The following is a 20,180-nucleotide window of genomic DNA, read 5'->3' on the forward strand; positions in this document are numbered from 1 at the left end:
CATCCGCCGGGCCCGCGAACCAGGCGGAACGACCGGCGGAAGTAATCCTGCGATCACTTCCGCCGGTACTCCCACGATCCGTCAGCTGCCGGTGCCGGTGCCGGCCTGCTCGTCGTACGAGGAGGTGCCCTCGTCCAGCAGCGGCTCCTGCGTCTTGAGGTGCGCCGGTGCCAGTGCCCGCAGCGCGTGGTAGCCGGTGATGACGACCAGGGTGCCCAGCGCGATGCCGCTGAGGCTGAAGGTGTCGGTGAACTTCATCGTCACGTTGCCGATGCCGATGATGATGCCCGCCGCGGCCGGCACCAGGTTCAGCGGATTGCGCAGGTCCACCCCGGACTTGGTCCAGATCTGCGCGCCGAGCAGGCCGATCATCCCGTACAGGATGACGGTGATGCCGCCGAGCACCCCGCCGGGGATCGCGGCGACGACGGCGCCGAACTTCGGGCAGATGCCGAACAGCAGCGCGAAGCCGGCCGCCGCCCAGTACGCGGCCGTCGAGTAGACCCGGGTCGCGGCCATGACGCCGATGTTCTCGGAGTAGGTGGTGTTCGGCGGGCCGCCGACCGCGGTGGAGAGCATGGAGGCCACGCCGTCCGCGGAGATCGCGGTGCCCAGCTTGTCGTCCAGGTTCGAGCCCGTCATCTCGCCGACGGCCTTGACGTGTCCGGCGTTCTCCGCGACCAGCGCGATCACCACGGGCAGCGCGACGAGGATCGCGGACCACTGGAAGGACGGGCCGTGCAGGGTGGGCAGGCCGACCCAGTCCGCCTTGCCGACGCCCGACAGGTCCAGGCGCCAGTGGTCGGTCATGTGGCCGCTCGCGTCCACCGAGTGGATCTTCCCGAAGACCCGGTCGAACAGCCAGGAGATCCCGTACCCGAAGACCAGCCCCAGGAAGATCGCCACCCGCGACCAGAAGCCGCGCAGGCCCACCACGGCCAGCCCGGTGAAGAGCATCACCAGCAGCGCCGTCCACTGGTCCTGCGGCCAGTACACCGACGCCGTCACCGGGGCCAGGTTGAAGCCGATCAGCATGACGACCGCGCCGGTGACGATCGGCGGCATCGCCGCGTGGATGATCCGCGCCCCGAACCGCTGGACGGCGACGCCCACCAGGAACAGCGCCACGCCCACCACGAACACCGCGCCGGTCACCGTCGCGCTGGTGCCGCCCTGCGCCCGGATCACCGCCGCCACGCCCACGAAGGACAGCGAGCAGCCGAGGTAGCTGGGCACCCGGCCGCGGGTGGCGAGCAGGAAGATGACGGTCGCCACGCCGGACATCATGATCGCGAGGTTCGGGTCGAGCCCCATCAGCACGGGCGCGACGAAGCTCGCCCCGAACATCGCGACCACGTGCTGGGCGCCGAGTCCTACCGTGCGGGGCCAGGAGAGCCGTTCGTCGGGGCGGACCACCGCCCCCGGCGCGGGCGTGCGCCCGTCGCCGTGCAGCTTCCAGCGCACGCCGAGATCCATGAGGGGTTTCGCTTTCTGTACTTCCGAAGGACTGACCGCACCATTCTCGTGGTGACGCGCTGTCCCACCGAATCGCCCGCGTCCCGCCCGCGCGTTCCAGGGGCCCCGCATCCCCCCAGGTCAGGGCCCGTCCGGGCGTTCCACCGTCCCTGACTGCCCGTGACCGCTGGCGGACGGGACGGGTCACCGTGCAAGCTCTCGACCGAGAAGCGGCGGCCCGGCGGCGGCCCGGCGGCGCCCGACAGTGGTCCGACCGCCGTCCACCGGCCGCCCCGGCGTCACCGGGCGACGCCCCGTGATCGACGAGTCGCCTACTGTCATATGCTTGTCACATCAAATGAGGGGCGGGTCTTGGACTTCCGATTGCTGGGCTCGGTGGCCGCAGTGGCCGCGGACGGCCGGGAGCTCGCGCTCGGATCCGCCAAGCGCCGCAGCCTGCTGGCCATGCTGCTGCTCAACCCCGGCGCGCCGGTCACCGTCGAGCGGCTCACCGAGACCCTGTGGGACGAGGAGCCGCCCCGGCACTCACGCACCGTCATCCACAACCACGTCTCCGCACTGCGCGCGCTGCTCGCCGCCCACGGCGCGCCCGCCACCGGCGTCGAGCTGGTCACCGACGGCGGCGCCTACCTGCTGCGGGTGCCCGAGCTCGCGGTGGACACCGACCGCTTCGAACGCCTCGTCCGCTCCGCCCGTCAGACGCCCGACACCGCCGAGGCGCTCGCCGCGCTCGAGGAGGCGCTCGCGCTGTGGCGCGGCCCGGCGCTGGCCGGGACCGAGCCCAGCGTCCCGCTGCAGTGCGCCGCGCACGCCCTGGAGGAGCTGCGGCTCGGCGCGGTGGAGGAGCTGGCGCGTGCCCACGGCCGGCTCGGCGACCACGGCGCGGCGGCCGGCGTGCTGTCCGCCGAGGCCGCCGTGAACCCGCTGCGCGAGCCGCTGGTCGCCGCGCTCGTGCTGGCGCTCGGCCGGGCCGGGCGCCGCTCGGAGGCGCTGGACTGGTTCCACCGCACCCGTCGGGCGCTCGTCGAGGAGCTGGGCATCGACCCCGGCCCCGAACTCGTCGAAGCCCACGAGTCGCTGCTGCGCGGCCCCGCCCCGAAGCCTCCCGCGCAGGTCCCGCCGCCGCGGGTGCCCACGGTTGGCGGCCTGGCCTCCGTCCCCGACCCGGCGCCCGCGCCCGCGGTGCCCGCGTCCTCCGCCGTGCGCCCGTCGCGGGCCGCGCGCTGGCCCTTCCCCCGGCGTCCGCGCGGCTTCTCCGGCCGGGAGGACGAACTGGCCGCGCTCGACCGGGCCACCGCGGACCCCGGCGCGATCGCCGTCGTCACCGGCGGCGCCGGGATCGGCAAGACCACCCTCGCCCTGTACTGGGCCCACCGCCGCCAGGACGACTTCCCCGACGGCCGGCTGTTCGTCGACCTGTGCGGCCACAGCCCGCTGCCCGAACGCTCCACCCCCGCGGTGCTGCGCGAACTGCTGCTCGGACTCGGCCTGCCCGCCGAGCAGATGCCCGCCACCCCGGAGGCGATGGCCGCCCGCTACCGGGAGCTGACCGCCGAGCGCAGGATGCTCATCGTCCTGGACAACGCCCGCCGCTCCGACCAGGTCCGTCCGCTGCTGCCGGACGGCGAGGACTGCGTCACCGTGGTCACCAGCCGCGACCGCCTCGGCGGCCTGGTCGCCTCCGACGCCGCCCGGCCCGTCCCGCTCGCCGAACTGTCGCCCCCGCAGGCCGTCACCCTGCTCTGCGCCACCCTCGGCGCCGAGCGGGTCGCCGCCGAACCCGAAGCCGCCGCGCGGCTGGCCGGCCTGTGCGACGGGCTGCCGCTCGCCCTGCGCCTGGCCGCCGCCCGCATCGCGACCAGCCCGGCCCGCGACCTCGCCGTCCTCGCCGACGAACTGGCCGACGAACAGGGCCGGCTGGGCATCCTGGAGGTGGAGGACACCAGCGTCGCCGCCGCCCTCGCCCTCACCGTCCAGCACCTGCCGGAGCGCGCCCGCCAGATGTTCCACCGCCTCGGCGCCCACACCGGCACCACCCTGGACAGCCGTACCGCCGCCGCGCTCGCCGACTGCCGCCCCGACGAGGCCTCCGGCGCGCTCGGCCAACTCGCCGCCGCCCACCTGCTGGTGGAGATCGGCCGGGACGCCTACACCCTGCACGACCTGGTGCGCCTCTACGCCCGCAGCCTGCCCGGCGACATCGACGACGAGGTGCTGCCGCGCCTGCTCGACCACCTGCTGAACACCCTGGTCGCCGCCTGCGACGCCGCCGAACCCGGCAGCGAGCCCTGCTGCACCCTGCCGCCCGGCACCCGGCGCCCCGCCGACGTGCGCCCCTTCCCGGGCCGGGAGAGCGCGCTGGCCTGGTACGCCGCCGAGCGGGACACCCTGCGCGGCGCCGTCGAGGCGGCGGTCGCGGCCGGGCTGCACGACCGGGCCTGGCGCCTGGTCCTGCTGCAGTGGCCGCTGATCGTGTGGCAGGTCCGGGACGGCTGGGTGCCGCTGCTCGAACACGGCCTGGCCGCCGCCGAGGCCGACCGCGACCCGGCCGCCCAGTCCCGCGCCCGCGCCCTGCTGGGATGGGTCCTGCTGGAGGAGGGCCGCCACGAGCAGGCCCTCGTCCACCTGGAACGCGCCCCCGACCTCGCCGCCCAGGCCGGGGACGGCACCGCGCAGTCCGTCGCCCTGATGAACCTGGCCGTCGCCCTCGGCCGCTACGGCCGCAACGCGCGGGTGCGCGGCCTGCTGGTGCGCGCCCTCGCCCTGTCCGAGCGGGCCGGGCGCGCCGACCTGGTCGCCCTCGCCCGCCAGCACCTCGCCCAGGAGTGCCTGACCGCCGGCGCCCCCGAGGAGGCCGCCCACCACGCCGCCCGCGGCCTGGCCGTCGCCGAACCCCCCTTCCCCGCCGCCCGCCGCGTCCTGCTGCAGACCCTCTACGGGCGCGCCCTGGCCGCCACCGGCCACCCGGAGGAGGCCGCCCGGCACCTCGACGCCGCCGTCCGCGCCGCCCGCGCCGACCAGTACGGCGACGGCGAGGCGGCCGCCCTCGCGGCCCTGCACGCGCTGCGGACCGCGCCGGCGGCAGCGGCACCCGTGACCGCCACGGCCGCGGCGACCGCAACGGCCGGTCCGCCACGGAGGTAGAACCCCGCCCCGCAGGGGAAGATGACGCTCCGTCAGTGCCAGCGGGGGGCGGCACCGTGGCCGAACGGCTCGTCCTCGCCTTCCGCTCGACCGAGGGAGCCGCGATGACCGTGCCGCCGGAACCGACCCGCCAGAGCGAACGGCTGGAGCTCTACAAGCTCGCCGTGGAGATGGCCGACCGCGTATCGGCCCGCCGGGGCACCGCCAACACCTTCTTCCTGTCCGTGCAGACCGCCCTGGTCACCCTCATCGGGTTCGGCATACCCAAGCTCTCCGAGTCGCCGTGGTGGGTGCCCACCGCCGTCGCCCTGGCCGGCATCACCCTCTCCGGCGCCTGGTGGATGCAGCTGCGCAGCTACCGGGACCTCAACGCCGCCAAGTTCAAGGTCATCAACGCCCTGGAGGAGGACCTCGCGGCGCGGATCTACACCGACGAGTGGGACACCCTCAGGAACGCCACCCGCACCGGGCGCTGGCACAAGCACTACACCGAACTCGGCACCACCGAACGGGCCGTGCCGGTGGTCTTCGCGGCAGCCCACCTGATCCTGCTCACCGGCAGCCTCGTCACCGGCACACTTGCCTCATGAGCCACCTCGACCCGATCGCCGAACTCATCCGCGACTGCCTGCCCACGGAGGCGAGACCTCCCGCGGGCTCCGACGACCTCTTCCGCCTCTACGCCGTCCTGCTCCAGGCCAAGGGCGAGGCGGTCACCGACGAGGACGTCCACAACGCCTGGACCGCCTGGACCCAGTCCACCGACGACAACACCCACCAGGCCCTGGTGCCCTTCGACGAGCTCGACGCCCCCACCCGCGCCCTGGACGCCCCCTACACCCGCGCCATCCGCGCCGCCGCCCGCCGCCTCCACCACCCCACGGCCCGATAGGGCCCGTCTTCAGGGCCTCAGGGCCTCAGGGCTTCCGGGGCCGCGGCGGTGGCGCACCCCCGCCGCAGCCCGGGTGCGAGGCGCGGCGGCCCCCGGCGGGGGCGGGCGGTGTCCCCGCGTCCGTGCCCCGCCGCGCCGGACACCGCGCCGGCCGCCGCCGGAGCCCGATGAACCCCGCGGGCCCGCGCCCGCCGACGGCCGCCGCCGCTGACGGCCGACCGGGGCGCGGGACGCCGACGCGGGGGCCGCGCCTCAGCCGGCGTCCAGGGCGGCCGTGGGGGCCTGCCCGGCGGCCGTCTGCTCGACGCGCCGGGCCAGCATCGTCGCCAGCTTCTCCAACTGCTTGATGTCCGAGGACTCCTGGAGCATGACGCCCGCGACGGTGGTGCCCACCCGCATCAGCACGATGTTGCGCGGACCCTTGCGGAACGTGGCGCCGTACGCGACGGTCTCGTTCCCGATGGTCGGCATCGCCAGCTTGGCCGGCGACTGGGCCTTCTTCTCGAACGCCGCCGCCGTCTTCGCCAGGAAGGCGCCGGCCTGCTCCTTGGTCGCGAAGGTGGTGACGTCGAAGGTGGCGGTGACCTTGCCGTCCTCGAACTCGGAGCTGGCCTCCACCTTGCAGCCCTGGCAGTCCTCGTCGCCGTCCTTCACGTCGACGTCGTTCTTCTGGATCTCCCACCCGGGCATCGCCGCCCGGTCGGGCACGGTGTCCTTCAGCGCGACCTTGTCGGTCAGGACGGTCTGGAAGTCCGCCCACTTCTGTGCCCCGGCGGCCAGTTCACCCGAGACCGCACTGGACCCGCAGGCGCTCAGCGCACCCCCCAGCACGATCGTCGCGATGCCGATGCCCAGCCCCCGTGCGGTGGCGCCGATGTGCGCGGCCATACCGTATTCCCCGTTCCTAGCCCTCAAGATCATCGGATGATATGTCAGCTCAGAGCGCTACGGAAAACCCCCGCCCCGCACCCCCGTCCGTCGTACGCTCCGAGCCCCGAGGGAGCCCGGAGAAGACGACCACAGGGGGAAACTCAGCCGGCGTCCAGCCCGGCATCGACGGGCTGCCCGGCGGCGGCCTGCTCGACGCGCCGGGCGAGCATCGTCGCCAGCTTCTGCAGCTTCGGCACGTCCGCCGAGTCCTCGAGCATGGCACCCGCGACGGTGGTGCCCACCCGCATCATGATGACGTTCCGCTCGCTGCTCTCGTACGTGCCGCCGAAGGCGACGGTCTCGTTGCCGATGGTCGGCACCGGGAACTTGGTGGCCTTCGAGTCGTCGCCCTTCTTCTTGTCGGCGTGCTCCGCCAGCTTCGCCAGGTACGCGCTGGCCTCGGCCTTGCTGCCGAATGTGGTGATCCGGAACGAGGCGGTGACGACACCGTCCTCGAAGTCCGCGGTGCCGTCGAGCTTGCAGCCCAGGCAGTCCTCGTCGGTGCCGTCCTCGACGGAGACCCGGTTGTTGTGGACCGACCAGCCGGGCATCGCCGCCCGGCCCGGCAGGGTCTGCTTCAGCGCGACCTTGTCGGACAGCACGGTCTGGAAGTCCGCCCACTTCTGCGCGCCGGCGGCCAGTTCACCCGAGACCGCACTGGACCCGCAGGCGCTCAGCGCACCCCCCAGCACGATCGTCGCGATGCCGATGCCCAGCCCCCGTGCGGTGGCGCCGATGTGCGCGGCCATACCGTATTCCCCGTTCCTAGCCCTCAAGATCATCGGATGATATGTCAGCTCAGAGCGCTACGGAAAACCCCCGCCCCGCACCCCCGTCCGTCGTACGCTCCGAGCCCCGAGGGAGCCCGGAGAAGACGACCACAGGGGGAAACTCAGCCGGCGTCCAGCCCGGCATCGACGGGCTGCCCGGCGGCGGCCTGCTCGACGCGCCGGGCGAGCATCGTCGCCAGCTTCTGCAGCTTCGGCACGTCCGCCGAGTCCTCGAGCATGGCACCCGCGACGGTGGTGCCCACCCGCATCATGATGACGTTCCGCTCGCTGCTCTCGTACGTGCCGCCGAAGGCGACGGTCTCGTTGCCGATGGTCGGCACCGGGAACTTGGTGGCCTTCGAGTCGTCGCCCTTCTTCTTGTCGGCGTGCTCCGCCAGCTTCGCCAGGTACGCGCTGGCCTCGGCCTTGCTGCCGAATGTGGTGATCCGGAACGAGGCGGTGACGACACCGTCCTCGAAGTCCGCGGTGCCGTCGAGCTTGCAGCCCAGGCAGTCCTCGTCGGTGCCGTCCTCGACGGAGACCCGGTTGTTGTGGACCGACCAGCCGGGCATCGCCGCCCGGCCCGGCAGGGTCTGCTTCAGCGCGACCTTGTCGGACAGCACGGTCTGGAAGTCCGCCCACTTCTGCGCGCCGGCCGCCAGTTCACCCGAGACCGGGCTCGACCCGCAGGCGCTCAGCGCACCCCCCAGCACGATCGTCGCGATGCCGATGCCCAGCCCCCGTGCGGTGGTGCCGATGTGCGCGGCCATACCGTACTCCCCGTTCCTAGCCCTCAAGATCATCGGATGATATGTCAGCTCAGAGCCCTACGGAAAACCCCCGCCCCGCACCCCCGTCCGTCGTACGCTCCGAGCCCCCGGGGGAGCCCGGAGAAGACGACCACAGGGGGAAACCGGATGCTGACCGACACCTCGACCGACGCGGGCAAAGCCGTCCTGCTCCACGACCGCTGTCCCACGCTCGCCGAACTCTCCGACACCGCCCGACCCCACCTGCCCTGCGACGACACCCCCCTGCTGCGCCCCGGGCTCATGACCCGGGCCAAACTCGCCGGCATCGAGCTGTGGGCCCACCGCATCCCGGTCCGCGCCACCGCCCTGCTGCGCCGCGCCGTCGAGCCCGCCGACGCCCGCATCGCCCCGGACACCGCCCGCCTCGACGCCCTCCTGCAGGACTGGTGCGCCCGCTACCAGCACCGCTTCCGGCCCGCCTGGCTCCCGGTGGCCCGCCAGGCGGAGCACCAGGCCAACATCGTCCAGGCTGCCGTGGACTGCGCCTGACGGGCCCCGGGGCGCTCAGACGCCAGGCACCAGCGGTGACCAGACGGCGGACCAGCGCCGGGCCGTCGGCCTACCGGTCCCCGTACATCAGCAGGTGGTGGACCGTGCCCACGAGGGCCGGCGCCGGCATCGCGCAGTCCGCCTCCTCGGTGACGGCCCGGTTGGTCAGCCCGGCCGGCCCTCGAGGGCGAGCACCCGCTCGGCCGCCGAGAACAGCCGCTCGCGCACGTCGGGGATCGCCACGCCGCGTGGTGACATCCGGCTTCCTCCAGTACCGGTGGGTAGGCGCCCCGACGGCCCCGGCCCCGCGGTGGGGGTCGGGGCCGTCGGGGGGCGCGGGGCGGTCAGGGCCGGGCGGGGCCGCCGAGCAGGGGGGTGGTGACGGGGGCGGCGGCGCCGATCAGGACGACCAGTTCGTGGCCGCCGGGGTTGGTCTGGACGGGCACGGTGCGCCAGTTGTTGGCCAGCCAGACGTTGCCCGAGGGGTCGATCTGCAGGCCGGTGTTGCGTTCCAGGCCGTCGCTGGGGTAGCCGGTGTCGGGCGGGGAGATGGGCTGTCCGGTGCGGTGGCCGGGCGGGCAGGCGGTGAGGTCGGTGCCGCACAGCCGGGCGACGCGGTGGCCGCCGAAGTTGGCGACCCAGACGGTGTCGTCGCCGTCGACGGCGACGCCCCAGGGCAGGAACAGGCCGCCGTTGGTGAAGGGTTCGGGGGCCGGGGTGCCGTCGGGGGCGATCAGGGTGACGGAGGCGCCCGGGCGCGGGCCGGCCTCGGTGGCGACGGCGGCGGCGAGGTCGTCCGCGGTGGTGTTGCCGCAGGGGACGGGCAGGATGCCGCTGTTGCTGACCCAGGCGTAGCCCTTGCTGTCGGTGGCGACGGCGAGCGGGCGGCGCAGGCCGCCGCCGGTGACGGTCCGCTCGGGGGTGCCGTCGGGGGCGAGGACCTGGACGCTGTCGTTGCCGTTGCCGCTGACCCACAGCCGTCCGGCGGGGTCGACGGCGGCGCCGAAGGGCTTGCTCAGCGCGGGGGTGGGGACCTGGCGGGCGCGGGTGGCGTCGCCGTCGGGGATCCGGGTCACGCTGTCGGCGCCGCAGTCGGCGGCCCAGACGGTGCCGGAGCGGTCGGCGGCCATGCCCTGCGGCTGGGCGATGCCGCCGGCGCGCCAGCCATCGGGCGGGGAGAGCGGGGTGCCGTCGGGGGCGAACCGGGAGAGGCTGCGTTCGAGCTCGGTCGGGTCGATGGGGCAGCCGCTGCCCTGGAAGCCGAAGTTGGCGACCCAGGCGCTGCCCTTCGCGTCGACGGTGATGCCGAAGCCGGCGCCGTACAGGCCGCCGCCGCGGTAGGGCGCGCCGGGGGCGTCGTGGCCGGTGGGGGTGAACTTGAGCACGGTGCGGCCGCCGCAGACCGGGACGGTGGGGTCGGGGCCGTACTCGTAGTTGTTGGTGACCCAGGCGTTGCCGTCCGTGTCGAAGGCGATGTTGCCGGGGCCGTCGAGCTCGTGGCCGTTGCCGTCGTAGCGCAGGGCGACGGTCCAGGCGTCGGGGGCGGCGGGCAGGGCGGGCCGGTAGCGGGGGGTGGTGTCGGCGAGGGCGAAGAGGGCGGCGGCGTTGTGGCCGGGGTCGTGGGCGATGTCGACGGCGGCCCGCAGGGTGTCGCGGGGGCGGTCGTGGCCGGGGCGGCGGGCCAGGTCGAACAGCTGGTCGCAGGCGTCGCCGGTGACGCAGGAGGCGAGGAGGTTGGCCAGGGTGTTGAACTCGGCCATGGTCGAGGTGAGGGCGCCGTTGGGCTCGGTGGCGAGCGGGGCGGCGATGTCGCCGGTGGCGGTGTCGGTCAGGTTGTGGGCGATGGCGGCGGCGTTCTGCAGGCCGGGGCGGGTGCCGGAGACGCCGGTCGGGCCGGTGAAGCGGGCCAGGGCGTAGGCGACGGCGACGGTGGTGCGTTCGTTGACGACGAGTTCGGGCGGGGCGTCGGCGCCGCTGAGCACGGCGGCGAGCACGGCCGGTCCGTCCGGTCGGTCCTGGGGCGGTGGCGCGTCCTGCGGGGCGCGGCTGCCGGGGTGCCCGAGGTCGGCGAGCACGTAGAGCACGGCGTGCGGGTCGTGCGGGCGGCGGTAGTCGAGGGTGAAGCGCCCGTCCTCGGCGCTGCGGGTGCGGGCCAGCACCCGCGGCGCCGCGCCCTGGCCGTCGCCGGCCTGGTAGAGCGTCACCTGGGCGCCGCCGAGCGGAGTGTCGCCGCTGCGGACCACTCCGCACTGGCCGGTGGGCTGCCACCCGGGGGACGTCGCCGCGTGGGAGGGTCCGGCGGCGAGCTGGGCCAGGAGGGCGGCGGTCAGCAGGACGCCGCGGCGTCGGCGCATGGGGGCTCCGTTCGGTCGCAGGAGGGCGGCGGCCGGGGTGCCCGCCACGGGCGGGGCCGCCGTCCTCCTGCCTGCCACATCCGGGGGCCGCCGGCGCGCGACCGGCCGCGGGACGCGGCGGAAATTGCCCGGTACGGGCGAGGCGGCGCCCGCTCAGGCGCTCTGCGGGGCCGGGGCCCGTTCCCGGGCAGCGGGCGGGCTGCCCGGGACGGGTGGGCCGTCCGGCCGGTCGCGTCGGTCGCACCGGTCCGGGGGCGGGCCGGTGCGCAGGGCGCGGTCGGTGGCGGCGACCGCTTCTCAGCCGTCGCGGGCGGTGAGGGTGTAGCGGACGGTCCGGGCGCTGATGAGTCCGTCGCGTAGGGGGATGGGGGAGGGGATCAGTGGCGGACGGGGACGGGAGCCGGAGCGGCTGCCGTGGCCGCGGGCGCGGGGGTGCGGCGCTCGAGGGCGGCGGACCAGAGGGCGAGGACGAGCGCGGCGGCGGCGAGGGCGGCGCCGACCCAGTTCGGGGCGGTGTAGCCGAGGCCGGCGGCGATGACCGTCCCGCCGAGCCAGGCGGCCAGCGCGTTGCCGAGGTTGAACGCCCCGATGTTGACGGCGGAGGCCAGGGTGGGCGCGCCGTGGGCCTGGTCCAGGACCCGCTTCTGCAGCGGGGGCACGGTGGCGAAGCCGAGGGCGCCGACGAGCAGGACGGTGGCGGCGGCGAGGATCCTGTTGTGCGCGGTCAGGGTGAACAGCGCCAGGACGACCGCCAGGCCGCCGAGGGAGGCGTAGAGCATCGGCATCAGCTTGCGGTCGGCGAACTTGCCGCCGATCAGGTTGCCGAGGAACATCCCGACGCCGAACAGCACCAGCAGCCAGGTGACGGCGCCCTCGGAGTAGCCGGCGACCTCGGTCATCATCGGGGCGATGTAGGTGATCGCGGCGAAGACGCCGCCGAAGCCGAGCACGGTCATCGCCATGGCGAGCAGCACCTGCGGGTTGCGGAAGGCGGTCAGCTCGCGGCGCAGGCGGGCGCCCTCGGGGCGCGGCAGGGCGGGTACGAGCTTGGCGATGCCGAGCAGGCCGGCCACGCCGAGCGCGGCGACGATGCCGAAGGTGGTGCGCCAGCCGACGGCCTGGCCGATGAAGGTGCCGGCCGGCACGCCGACGATGTTGGCGACGGTCAGCCCGGTGAACATGGTGGCGATGGCGCCGGCCTTCTTCTCGGGGGCGACCAGGTCGGCGGCGACGACGGAGCCGATGCCGAAGAACGCGCCGTGGGCCAGCGAGGTGACGAGGCGGCCGGCCAGCATCACCGGGAAGCTCGGGGCGAACGCGGAGAGCAGGTTGCCGGCCACGAACAGGCCCATCAGCAGCATCAGCATCGTCTTGCGGCTGATCCGGGTGCCGAGGGCGGTCATCAGCGGCGCGCCGACGACGACGCCGAGGGCGTAGCCGGTGACCAGCAGGCCCGCATCGGGGATCGAGACGCCGTAGTCGTCGGCGATCCGGGGCAGCAGGCCCATGATCACGAACTCGGTGGTCCCGATCCCGAACGCGCCGATGGCCAGGGCGAGGAGAGCGAGAGGCATGGGGGCCCATCCCTTCTGGATGTTGCTTGAGCGAGCGCCTAGCGTGCTTCCACAATAGTTGCAGGCGCGCGATACGTCCAAGCGCGGACAGAGGGCGTGCGCCAAAGATCGGGCGTGGCCGTAAGGGGTGGGGCCGCGAAGGCGGGTTCGCGAAGGGCGGGCCGTAAGGGGCGGGGATGGCGGGGGCCGGAAACGCGGCCGGGCCCGACTCGTCCGTGCCGCGCGGGGCGGCAGGGCGGGTCGGGCCCGGTGGGAGGGGGTGGGGGAGCGGGCCGGCGGGGGCCGTCTGGGGGGTCAGCGGCGCGGTGAGGCGGCGTCCACGGCCTCGACCGCCTTGACCAGCGAGGCCAGCTCGGGGTTCTGGGCGGCCTGGTCGAGCGCCTCCCGCAGGGCGGCGTCGTTGGTCGGCCGGGCCTCCTCGAGGAGCTTCAGGCCGTCCTCGCTCACGTTGGTGTAGATCCCGCGGCGGTCGGTCGGGCACAGGTAGCGCAGCAGCAGGCCGCGGTCCTCCAGCCTGGTGACCAGGCGGGTCGTGGCGCTCTGGCTCAGGACGACGGCGTCGGCGACCTGCTTCATCTGCAGGTGCCCGCCCTCGCCGTCGTGCTGGCGGCTGAGCACGTCGAGCAGCGAGTACTCCCGCACGCTCAGGTCGTGCTTGGACTGCAGGGCGCGCTCGATGTGCGACTCGATCCTGCCGTGCAGGAGGGACAGTGCGCCCCAACCGCTGGCGAGGGCGGTGAGCGCGGGGTCCGTGGCGGTCATGGGGCCTGGCCTCCTTCCGGGTACAGCTGTACTCCAGCCAGGATAAGCCATGAATGGAAATATCGGCTGGGGCCTGTATAGGGCCTGTGCAATCATCTGTCCGAACGGCACTCGATGTCCGGCAATTACCTTGTGGTTGCGGGGAGTTGGCGCAATGGTTCAGACCAGTGACGCGCGGGGAGGGCAGCTCCTACGGTGTCGGGCAACCGGTCTGGCGCGGGCACGCCAGGTCCCGACCGGGCCCCGTGCGCACCCCCACGCGCACGCCCGCCGCACGCCCCGCGCCCCACTCCATCCACCCCCACGGAGGAGCATCATGCGCACACGCCACCTGATCGCGGCCGCCGCGGCCGTGGCCGGCCAGCAGCTCACCTTCACCTGGGAGATCGAGGCGGCGCCCGCCCCCGCCCGGGCGGCGCCGGCGGGACGCCGTAGACGCCGCGGAAGCCGCAGATCGGTACATTGAGGACATTTGGGGGGCAGCAGTGCCAGGCTTCGCGCGTCCACGCACAGAAGGCCGAACCGCCTTCGGAAAGGGTCTCCATGCACCCCACCCTCAGCCCCGCCGCCCTCGCCGAGCTGCGCCGGCCCCGGCCCTACCCGGCGGTGTCGATCCTGATGCCCACTCACCGCCGGGAGCCGGACAACGCGCAGGACCCGGTCAGGCTGCGCAACCTGCTGGCCGAGGCGAAGGCGAAGGTCCAGGCCGACCCCAGGGTCTCCCGCGCCGAGCGGATCGACGTGCTGGAGCAGCTCGACCGGGCCCTGGCCGAGGTCGACCTGGTGCACGCCGAGGACGGCCTGGCGATCCTCGCCGCGCCCGGCGAGCACCAGGTCTGGTCACTCGGGCGCACCGCCCCCGCCCGGGTGGTCCTGTCCGACACCTTCCTGACCCGCAACCTGGTCGCCGCCCAGGCCGCCGAGCGCCCGCACTGGGTGGTCGCGATCGCCGCCGACCGGGTGGCGCTGTGGGGCGGCACCGAGGAGCGGGTCGCCGAGGAGACCGGCGACGGCTTCCCGCTGGTGCGCGTCCAGGACAACCCCGACCCCGAGCGGCAGGAGCAGATCGGCGACACGCCCAGCACCTTCCGCGACGAGGAGACCAAGACCTTCCTGCGGCAGGCCGACACCGGCATCGGCAAGGTGCTCGCCGCCGACCCGCGCCCGCTGTACGTGGTCGGCGAGGCCGCCGCGCTCGCCCTGCTGGACTCCGTCGGCCCGATCGCCCAGCAGGCCGCCGCGCAGATCCCGCACGGCGGACTCGCCCAGGCCGACGCCGAGACCGTGCGCCGGGTGGTCCGGCCCGCCGTGCGCGCCCGCGCCGAGCGCGAGGTCGCCGACGCCCTCGCCCTGCTCGACAAGGCCCGCGGCGGCAAGGGGTTCGCCGCCGGCCTCGACGAGGTCTGGCAGGCCGCCCGCGAGGGCCGGGTCGAGCGCCTGGTGGTCGAGGAGAACTACCGCGCCACCGTCCGCGACGACGGCGAGCACCTCGTCCCCGCCGAGGCCGACGCCCCCGGCGCCCGCGAGGACATCGTCGACGAGGTCATCGAGCGCGCCCTCGACACCGGCGCCACGATCGGCTTCGTCCCCGACGACACCCTCGCCGACAGCGGCCGGATCGCCGCCGCCCTGCGCTACTGACCCGCCGCTTCCCCTCCTCGCGGCCGCCCGCCGGAGCCCTCCGGCGGGCAGCCGCCGCGCGTCGGGTTCTTGACGCCCCGTAAGTGTGAGTGGTTGAGTACTCACATGCAGACGGAACGACGCCGACAGTTGTCCACCGCCGAGGAGCGCCGGGAGACGGTGCTGCGCACCGCGATCGGGGCCTTCGCCGCCCGCGGCTACTTCGGGACGACCACCACCGAGGTCGCCAAGGCGGCGGGCATCTCCCAGGCCTACGTCTACCGGCTCTTCCCCAGCAAGGAGTCGCTCTTCGTCGCCGTGGTCGAGCACTGCTTCGTCCAGGTGCGGGCCAGCCTGGAGCGGGCCGCCGCCGAGGCGAAGGGCGGCTCGGCGGAGGTGGTGCTGCACGCCATGGGGGAGTCCTACGCCCGGCTGATCAGCGACAACGACCTGATGCTGATCCAGCTGCACGCCCAGGCGGCGGCGGTCTCCGAGCCGGCCGTGCGCGAGGCGGTCCGCCAGGGCTACGCCCGCCTGGTGGAGTACGTCCGCGGCGCCTCCGGCGGCGACGAGCGGCAGGTCCAGGAGTTCTTCGCCACCGGGATGCTCTGCCACCTGCTGGTCTCGATGGGCGCGGACGCCGTCGACGCGCCCTGGACCAGGACCCTGTCCGCCGGCATCACCCACTACTGACCCCACGCCTGGCCCCACGCCTGGCCCGGCGCCGGCGGGGCGCGCACCGGCTGCGCGCGCCTCGCCGTTTCTTCGGCCACGAGTGTGAGTGGTCAACCACACATACCAATCGAGAGGGAGCCCGCCGTGCACACCATCGACCCCACCGCCCCCGTCGTCGTCCGGCTGTCCACCGTGATCGACGCACCGCTCGCCACCGTCTGGGCCCTGCACACCGGCATCGGCGACTGGCCCGTCTGGAACACCGACATCGACCAGGCCCGCCTCGACGGCCCGCTCGCCGAGGGCGCCGCCTTCACCTGGCGCACCCACGGGCTGACCGTCACCTCCACCGTCCGCGAGCTGGTGCCCGGCGCCCGGATCGTCTGGGGCGGCCCCGCCCACGGCATCCACGGCGTCCACGTCTGGACCTTCGAGCAGACCGGCGGGCAGGTCACCGTCCGCACCGAGGAGTCCTGGAGCGGCGAGCCCGTCGACGCCGCCCCCGAGGAGCTCGGACAGGCCCTGCGCACCTCCCTGGAGAACTGGCTCACCTGCCTCAAGAACCGCGCCGAGAAGCGCTCCTGACCGCCCGGCACCCGCTCCGCCGCACCACGTCACGCCACGTCACGCCACCGAGACAGCGAGGACCCGACCATGACCGCCAAGCCCTACCTCACCGGCCACTACGCCCCGGCCGTCGACGAGATCACCGCCACCGCACTGACCGTCGACGGCACCCTGCCCCCCGAGCTCACCGGTCGGCTGGTCCGCAACAGCCACAATCCCAAGCCCGGCGTCACCCCCGCCCACTGGTTCACGGGCAGCGGCATGGTCCACGGCATCCGGCTGCGCGCCGGACGCGCCGAGTGGTACCGCAACCGCTGGGTGCACACCCCCGCCCTGGACGGCGCCCCCTACCTGACCGAGTACGGCCCCGACCTGACCGCCAGCACCGCCGGCACCCACGTCATCGAGCACGCCGGGCGCCTGCTGGCGCTCAGCGAGGCCGCCCTGCCCTTCGAGCTGACCCCCGAGCTGGAGACCGTCGGCGCCTACGACTTCGGCGGCAGGCTGCGCACCGCGATGACCGCCCACCCCAAGAGCGACCCGGTCACCGGCGAGCTGCACTTCTTCGGCTCCTCGCCCGTCCCGCCGTACCTCACCTACCACGTCGCCGACGCGAGCGGGCAGCTCGTGCGCAGCGTCGAGGTCCCCGGCGCGAGCGCCGCCCTCAAGCACGACTTCGGCCTCACCCGCCACCACGTGGTGTTCGTCGAGGGCAGCGTCACCTTCGACCCCGCCGAGCGCTCCGGGATCCCGTACGGCTGGAAGGACGAGCAGCCCGCCCGGATCGGCGTGATGCCGCGCGGCGAGGGCGGCGCCGCGCGGATCCGCTGGTACCCGGTCGAGCCCGGCAGCATGCTGCACGCCGCCAACGCCTACGAGGACGCCCGCGGGCGGATCGTCCTGGAGGGCCCGACCGTCGACCGCGAGGGCTTCGAACTCTCCTGGAACTGGTGGGTCGGCGCCCCCGGCCGCGGCACCGAGCCCACCGCCCGCTCGCGCACCCGCCGCTGGGTGGTCGACCCGGCCGCCGGGACGGTCCGCGAACACACCGTGGACGATCTCGCCACCGAGTTCCCCACCATCAACGAGGACCTGCTCGGCGCCGAGCACCGCTACCAGTACGCCGTCTCCTTCCCGGACGACCACGGCCTCGGCGGCTACGGCGTCGTCAAGTACGACCGCGCCACCGGGGAGCGCCGCATCCACCGGGTCGGCGACGCCCGGATGCCCAGCGAGGCCGTCTTCGTCCCCGCCGCCGGCGCCACCCGCGAGGACGACGGCTACCTGCTCACCGTCGTCTCCGACCTCAAGCAGGACGCCTCCCGGCTCCTCGTCCTGGACGCCTCCGGCCTGGAGCAGGTCGCCGCCGTCCACCTGCCGCGCCGCGTCACGGCGGGCATCCACGGCTCCTGGATCCCGGACGGCACCGACTGAACCCGGCCGTCCCACGGAAGCCGCCCCGGCGGGCCCCGGCGAGCGGGCCCGCAGGGGCGGCGCCGCCGGCGGGGGCGGCCGGGTTCAGTCGGTGCCCACCCGGGCAGGGTGGACCACAGCGCCCGCCCCCGAAACACCCGCCCGTGAAGCACCCGCCGGGGCACCCGGTGACGGGCGGGCCGGGCTGCGCGCGCCGACGGCCCGTACCGCGCGCGCGGACGAGCGGGCCTTCGAGGGCCTCCCGCCGCGGCGGTCCGCGCGTCCGCCCGGCGCCCCGGCCCGCCCCGTCGTAGGCTCACCGCCGTGACCGCCCCCGCCGCCGCGGCCGCCGCACTGACCACCGGCGCCCTCGCCCGCCGGCTCGGCGTCTCGCCCACCACCATCCGCTCCTGGGAGAGCCGTTACGGCATCGGCCCCGCCCACCGCGACCCCGGACGCCACCGCCGGTGGGGGCCGCACGACGTGGCCGTGCTGGAGGCGATGTGCAGCCTCACCGCCCGCGGCGTCGCTCCCGCCGAAGCCGCGCGCGCCGTCCTGGCCGCCCGCACCGGCCCCGTCGTCCTGGCCGCCGGCCCCGGCTGGGCCGGCCCCCGCCGCCCGCCGGACGCCCTGAGGCCCCGTGACCTGGCCACCGCCCTCGACCAGTTGGAACGACTGCTGCGCTGACCGAGGCCGCCCGGCGCGGCCACCGAAAGGAGCGGACCATGGACGAGCGACCCCCGACCGGGCGGTGCTGCCTGGTCACCGGAGCCACCGGCTACATCGGCGGACGGCTGGTGCCCGAACTCCTGGCCGCCGGGTACCGGGTGCGCTGCCTGGCCCGCGACCCCGGACGCCTGCGCGACCAGCCCTGGCGCGCCGAGGTCGAGGCGGCAGCCGGCGACGTCACCCGGCCCGGGACCCTGGACGGCGCCTTCGACGGCGTCGACGTCGCCTACTACCTGGTCCACTCGCTCGGCACCGGCCCGGACTTCGAGGACACCGACCGGCGCGCCGCCCGCGCCTTCGCCCGGGCCGCCGCCGCGGCCGGGGTGGCACGGATCGTCTACCTCAGCGGGCTGCTGCCCGCCGGCGTCCCCCCGTCCGGGCTCTCCCCGCACCTGCGCTCGCGCGCCGAGGTCGGCCGGGTCCTGCGCTCCACCGGGGTGCCCACCGCCGAACTGCGGGCCGCGGTCATCATCGGCTCCGGTTCCGCCTCCTTCGAGATGCTCCGCTACCTCACCGAGCGCCTGCCCGTCATGGTCACCCCCCGCTGGGTCGACACCCGCATCCAGCCCATCGCCGTACGCGACGTGCTGTCCTACCTGGTCGGCGCCGCGGCCCTGCCGCCCGAGGCCGACCGGGCCTTCGACATCGGCGGACCGGACGTGCTGACCTACCGTCTGATGATGCGGCGCTACGCCGAGGCGGCCGGCCTGCCCCGGCGGCTGATCGTGCCCGTGCCCGTCCTGTCCCCGGCCCTGTCCAGCCACTGGGTCGGCCTGGTCACCCCCGTCCCCGGCCCGCTCGCCCGCCCGCTGGTGGAGTCACTGCGCCACGAGGTGGTCTGCCACGAGCACGACATCGCCCGCTGGATCCCCGACCCTCCCGCGGGCCTCACCGGCTTCGACCACGCCGTCGAACTCGCCCTGCGCCGCATCCGCGACGCCCGCGTCGACACCCGCTGGTCCTCCGCCTCGCTGCCCGGCGCCCCCAGCGACCCGCTGCCCACCGACCCCGACTGGGCCGGCGGCAGCCTCTACCAGGACCTGCGCGAACGGCACGTGGCCGCCGAACCCACCGCCGTGTGGCGGGTGGTCGAGGGCATCGGCGGCGACAACGGCTGGTACTCCCTTCCCTTCGCCTGGGCCCTGCGCGGCACCCTCGACCGCCTGGCCGGCGGCGTCGGCCTGCGCCGCGGCCGCCGCGACCGCCACCGCCTGCGGGTCGGCGACGCCCTCGACTTCTGGCGGGTGGAGGAGATCGAGCCCGGCCGCCTGCTGCGCCTGCGGGCCGAGATGCGCCTGCCGGGCCTGGCCTGGCTCGAACTCAGGGTCGCCCCCGACGGGAACGGCGGCGCGCTCTACCGCCAGCGCGCGCTGTTCCACCCGCACGGACTGGCCGGACACGCCTACTGGTGGTCGATGGCGCCTTTCCACGGCCTGGTGTTCGGCGCGATGGCCCGCAACATCACCGACCGCGCCAGGCGTCCCGGCTGACCTTGTCGACCGGTCCGACCCCGTCGACGGCCTCGGCCGGCTCCAGGGCCACGTCCAGCACGTCGACCATCCTGCGCAGCTTCTGCTGGACGCGTACCGCCTCGGGCCGCGGGACGCGGACGACCGCCCGCGCCGAGGCCGGCGCCGCGCTGCTGAAGGCGAGGTCCAGGACCCGGTGGTTGTTGAGGGTGGAGGCGAGGCGCGCGAGCGTGCCGGCGGTGGGGCGCAGGGTGACGGTGAGCCGGGTGTGTTCCATGGCGGCGGTCCTGTCTGTGGGTGGGACTGGCGGGCCGGAAGGCGTCGGGAGGAGTCGGAAACGCGTCGGAAAGAGCGTCGGAAAAGCAGAAAGACCCCTCGCGGAGTGCGAGAGGTCTGCGTGCGGGCGGTGGGCCGGGGAGGGTCACTCCTCCCGGCGCGGTGCCGGCACGCCGCCGCCGGTAATCAGCTGCTGCTGCATGCCCCGCATGCTGGCAGAAACCCGCG

At 74.8% G+C, this 20,180-nt stretch carries 18 protein-coding genes and 1 pseudogene; 11 read left to right on the top strand and 8 right to left on the bottom strand.

Going from position 1 to position 20,180, the window contains the following annotated elements; all coding sequences use genetic code 11:
- Positions 1-81: 81 nt before the first annotated feature.
- Positions 82-1,476, bottom strand: a complete 1,395-nt coding sequence (locus ACZ3TI_RS08560) for a uracil-xanthine permease family protein (protein WP_465724806.1) — start codon at positions 1,474-1,476, stop codon at positions 82-84.
- Between the two features lie 351 nt (positions 1,477-1,827).
- On the opposite strand from ACZ3TI_RS08560, the gene ACZ3TI_RS08565 reads away from it, so the two are divergent.
- The 3 genes from ACZ3TI_RS08565 to ACZ3TI_RS08575 are packed head-to-tail and all read left to right on the top strand — an operon-like array spanning position 1,828 to position 5,512.
- Positions 1,828-4,620, top strand: coding sequence for an AfsR/SARP family transcriptional regulator (locus tag ACZ3TI_RS08565; protein ID WP_465724808.1), 2,793 nt, complete (start codon positions 1,828-1,830; stop codon positions 4,618-4,620).
- 56 nt (positions 4,621-4,676) lie between these two features.
- Positions 4,677-5,210: a RipA family octameric membrane protein gene (locus ACZ3TI_RS08570; protein WP_465724810.1), complete on the top strand. Its 534-nt coding sequence runs from the start codon at positions 4,677-4,679 to the stop codon at positions 5,208-5,210.
- Entirely contained in the window at positions 5,207-5,512 is a 306-nt protein-coding gene (locus tag ACZ3TI_RS08575) for a DUF7701 domain-containing protein (RefSeq protein ID WP_465724812.1), read from the top strand. The genes ACZ3TI_RS08570 and ACZ3TI_RS08575 overlap by 4 nt, the downstream gene beginning before the upstream one ends.
- Positions 5,513-5,764: 252 nt before the next feature.
- Here the strand turns inward: ACZ3TI_RS08575 and ACZ3TI_RS08580 are convergent, their stop codons facing one another.
- From ACZ3TI_RS08580 to ACZ3TI_RS08590, 3 genes are all read right to left on the bottom strand, one after another.
- Complete coding sequence (locus ACZ3TI_RS08580; RefSeq protein ID WP_465724814.1) at positions 5,765-6,400, bottom strand: hypothetical protein; 636 nt, start codon at positions 6,398-6,400, stop codon at positions 5,765-5,767.
- A gap of 143 nt (positions 6,401-6,543) precedes the next feature.
- On the bottom strand, positions 6,544-7,191 hold the full coding sequence (locus tag ACZ3TI_RS08585) for a hypothetical protein (protein ID WP_465724816.1): 648 nt from the start codon (positions 7,189-7,191) through the stop codon (positions 6,544-6,546).
- 143 nt (positions 7,192-7,334) lie between these two features.
- Positions 7,335-7,982, bottom strand: a complete 648-nt coding sequence (locus ACZ3TI_RS08590) for a hypothetical protein (protein ID WP_465724818.1) — start codon at positions 7,980-7,982, stop codon at positions 7,335-7,337.
- Positions 7,983-8,129: 147 nt separating this feature from the next.
- On the opposite strand from ACZ3TI_RS08590, the gene ACZ3TI_RS08595 reads away from it, so the two are divergent.
- Positions 8,130-8,513 carry a hypothetical protein gene (locus ACZ3TI_RS08595; RefSeq protein ID WP_465724820.1) on the top strand — a complete coding sequence of 128 codons (384 nt, stop codon included), beginning with the start codon at positions 8,130-8,132 and terminating at the stop codon, positions 8,511-8,513.
- A gap of 344 nt (positions 8,514-8,857) precedes the next feature.
- On the opposite strand, the gene ACZ3TI_RS08600 is transcribed toward ACZ3TI_RS08595, so the two are convergent.
- The 3 genes from ACZ3TI_RS08600 to ACZ3TI_RS08610 all read right to left on the bottom strand — a co-directional run bounded on the left by ACZ3TI_RS08600 (position 8,858) and on the right by ACZ3TI_RS08610 (position 13,203).
- The gene (locus ACZ3TI_RS08600) at positions 8,858-10,867 is read right to left on the bottom strand and encodes an NHL repeat-containing protein (RefSeq protein WP_465724822.1); all 2,010 of its coding nucleotides are present in this window, start codon (positions 10,865-10,867) and stop codon (positions 8,858-8,860) included.
- A gap of 377 nt (positions 10,868-11,244) precedes the next feature.
- Positions 11,245-12,441 (bottom strand): MFS transporter, encoded by a 1,197-nt coding sequence (locus tag ACZ3TI_RS08605; RefSeq protein ID WP_465724824.1) that lies wholly within the window; start codon positions 12,439-12,441, stop codon positions 11,245-11,247.
- 294 nt (positions 12,442-12,735) lie between these two features.
- Entirely contained in the window at positions 12,736-13,203 is a 468-nt protein-coding gene (locus ACZ3TI_RS08610) for a MarR family winged helix-turn-helix transcriptional regulator (protein WP_465724826.1), read from the bottom strand.
- Positions 13,204-13,519: 316 nt separating this feature from the next.
- On the opposite strand from ACZ3TI_RS08610, the gene ACZ3TI_RS08615 reads away from it, so the two are divergent.
- From ACZ3TI_RS08615 to ACZ3TI_RS08645, 7 genes and pseudogenes are all read left to right on the top strand, one after another.
- Positions 13,520-13,669, top strand: a complete 150-nt coding sequence (locus ACZ3TI_RS08615; RefSeq protein ID WP_465724828.1) for a hypothetical protein — start codon at positions 13,520-13,522, stop codon at positions 13,667-13,669.
- A 77-nt stretch (positions 13,670-13,746) separates the two neighbouring features.
- On the top strand, positions 13,747-14,844 hold the full coding sequence (locus ACZ3TI_RS08620; protein ID WP_465724830.1) for a baeRF3 domain-containing protein: 1,098 nt from the start codon (positions 13,747-13,749) through the stop codon (positions 14,842-14,844).
- Positions 14,845-14,949: 105 nt separating this feature from the next.
- The gene (locus ACZ3TI_RS08625; protein ID WP_465724832.1) at positions 14,950-15,516 is read left to right on the top strand and encodes a TetR/AcrR family transcriptional regulator; all 567 of its coding nucleotides are present in this window, start codon (positions 14,950-14,952) and stop codon (positions 15,514-15,516) included.
- A 126-nt stretch (positions 15,517-15,642) separates the two neighbouring features.
- Complete coding sequence (locus ACZ3TI_RS08630) at positions 15,643-16,083, top strand: SRPBCC family protein (RefSeq protein WP_465724834.1); 441 nt, start codon at positions 15,643-15,645, stop codon at positions 16,081-16,083.
- Positions 16,084-16,152: 69 nt separating this feature from the next.
- The gene (locus ACZ3TI_RS08635; RefSeq protein ID WP_465724836.1) at positions 16,153-17,499 is read left to right on the top strand and encodes a carotenoid oxygenase family protein; all 1,347 of its coding nucleotides are present in this window, start codon (positions 16,153-16,155) and stop codon (positions 17,497-17,499) included.
- A gap of 303 nt (positions 17,500-17,802) precedes the next feature.
- A pseudogene (locus ACZ3TI_RS08640) lies at positions 17,803-18,069 on the top strand (MerR family transcriptional regulator); the annotation flags it as partial.
- 134 nt (positions 18,070-18,203) lie between these two features.
- Entirely contained in the window at positions 18,204-19,697 is a 1,494-nt protein-coding gene (locus ACZ3TI_RS08645; protein WP_465724838.1) for an SDR family oxidoreductase, read from the top strand.
- On the opposite strand, the gene ACZ3TI_RS08650 is transcribed toward ACZ3TI_RS08645, so the two are convergent.
- A complete protein-coding gene (locus tag ACZ3TI_RS08650) occupies positions 19,669-19,953 on the bottom strand; it encodes a hypothetical protein (RefSeq protein WP_465724840.1) in 285 nt (94 codons plus the stop codon). The genes ACZ3TI_RS08645 and ACZ3TI_RS08650 overlap by 29 nt on opposite strands.
- Positions 19,954-20,180 lie beyond the last annotated feature (227 nt).

Source organism: Kitasatospora sp. NPDC023120, from assembly GCF_055560835.1.

What these genes read in the sequence shown, in the direction of transcription:
- ACZ3TI_RS08560 (WP_465724806.1), bottom strand. Translation starts at nt 1,476, where the DNA reads ATGGATCTCGGCGTGCGCTGGAAGCTGCACGGCGACGGGCGCACGCCC.
- ACZ3TI_RS08635 (WP_465724836.1), top strand. Translation starts at nt 16,153, where the DNA reads ATGACCGCCAAGCCCTACCTCACCGGCCACTACGCCCCGGCCGTCGAC.
- ACZ3TI_RS08595 (WP_465724820.1), top strand. Translation starts at nt 8,130, where the DNA reads ATGCTGACCGACACCTCGACCGACGCGGGCAAAGCCGTCCTGCTCCAC.
- ACZ3TI_RS08645 (WP_465724838.1), top strand. Translation starts at nt 18,204, where the DNA reads ATGGACGAGCGACCCCCGACCGGGCGGTGCTGCCTGGTCACCGGAGCC.
- ACZ3TI_RS08625 (WP_465724832.1), top strand. Translation starts at nt 14,950, where the DNA reads ATGCAGACGGAACGACGCCGACAGTTGTCCACCGCCGAGGAGCGCCGG.
- ACZ3TI_RS08600 (WP_465724822.1), bottom strand. Translation starts at nt 10,867, where the DNA reads ATGCGCCGACGCCGCGGCGTCCTGCTGACCGCCGCCCTCCTGGCCCAG.
- ACZ3TI_RS08585 (WP_465724816.1), bottom strand. Translation starts at nt 7,191, where the DNA reads ATGGCCGCGCACATCGGCGCCACCGCACGGGGGCTGGGCATCGGCATC.
- ACZ3TI_RS08590 (WP_465724818.1), bottom strand. Translation starts at nt 7,982, where the DNA reads ATGGCCGCGCACATCGGCACCACCGCACGGGGGCTGGGCATCGGCATC.
- ACZ3TI_RS08605 (WP_465724824.1), bottom strand. Translation starts at nt 12,441, where the DNA reads ATGCCTCTCGCTCTCCTCGCCCTGGCCATCGGCGCGTTCGGGATCGGG.
- ACZ3TI_RS08620 (WP_465724830.1), top strand. Translation starts at nt 13,747, where the DNA reads ATGCACCCCACCCTCAGCCCCGCCGCCCTCGCCGAGCTGCGCCGGCCC.
- ACZ3TI_RS08610 (WP_465724826.1), bottom strand. Translation starts at nt 13,203, where the DNA reads ATGACCGCCACGGACCCCGCGCTCACCGCCCTCGCCAGCGGTTGGGGC.
- ACZ3TI_RS08650 (WP_465724840.1), bottom strand. Translation starts at nt 19,953, where the DNA reads ATGGAACACACCCGGCTCACCGTCACCCTGCGCCCCACCGCCGGCACG.
- ACZ3TI_RS08580 (WP_465724814.1), bottom strand. Translation starts at nt 6,400, where the DNA reads ATGGCCGCGCACATCGGCGCCACCGCACGGGGGCTGGGCATCGGCATC.
- ACZ3TI_RS08575 (WP_465724812.1), top strand. Translation starts at nt 5,207, where the DNA reads ATGAGCCACCTCGACCCGATCGCCGAACTCATCCGCGACTGCCTGCCC.
- ACZ3TI_RS08615 (WP_465724828.1), top strand. Translation starts at nt 13,520, where the DNA reads ATGCGCACACGCCACCTGATCGCGGCCGCCGCGGCCGTGGCCGGCCAG.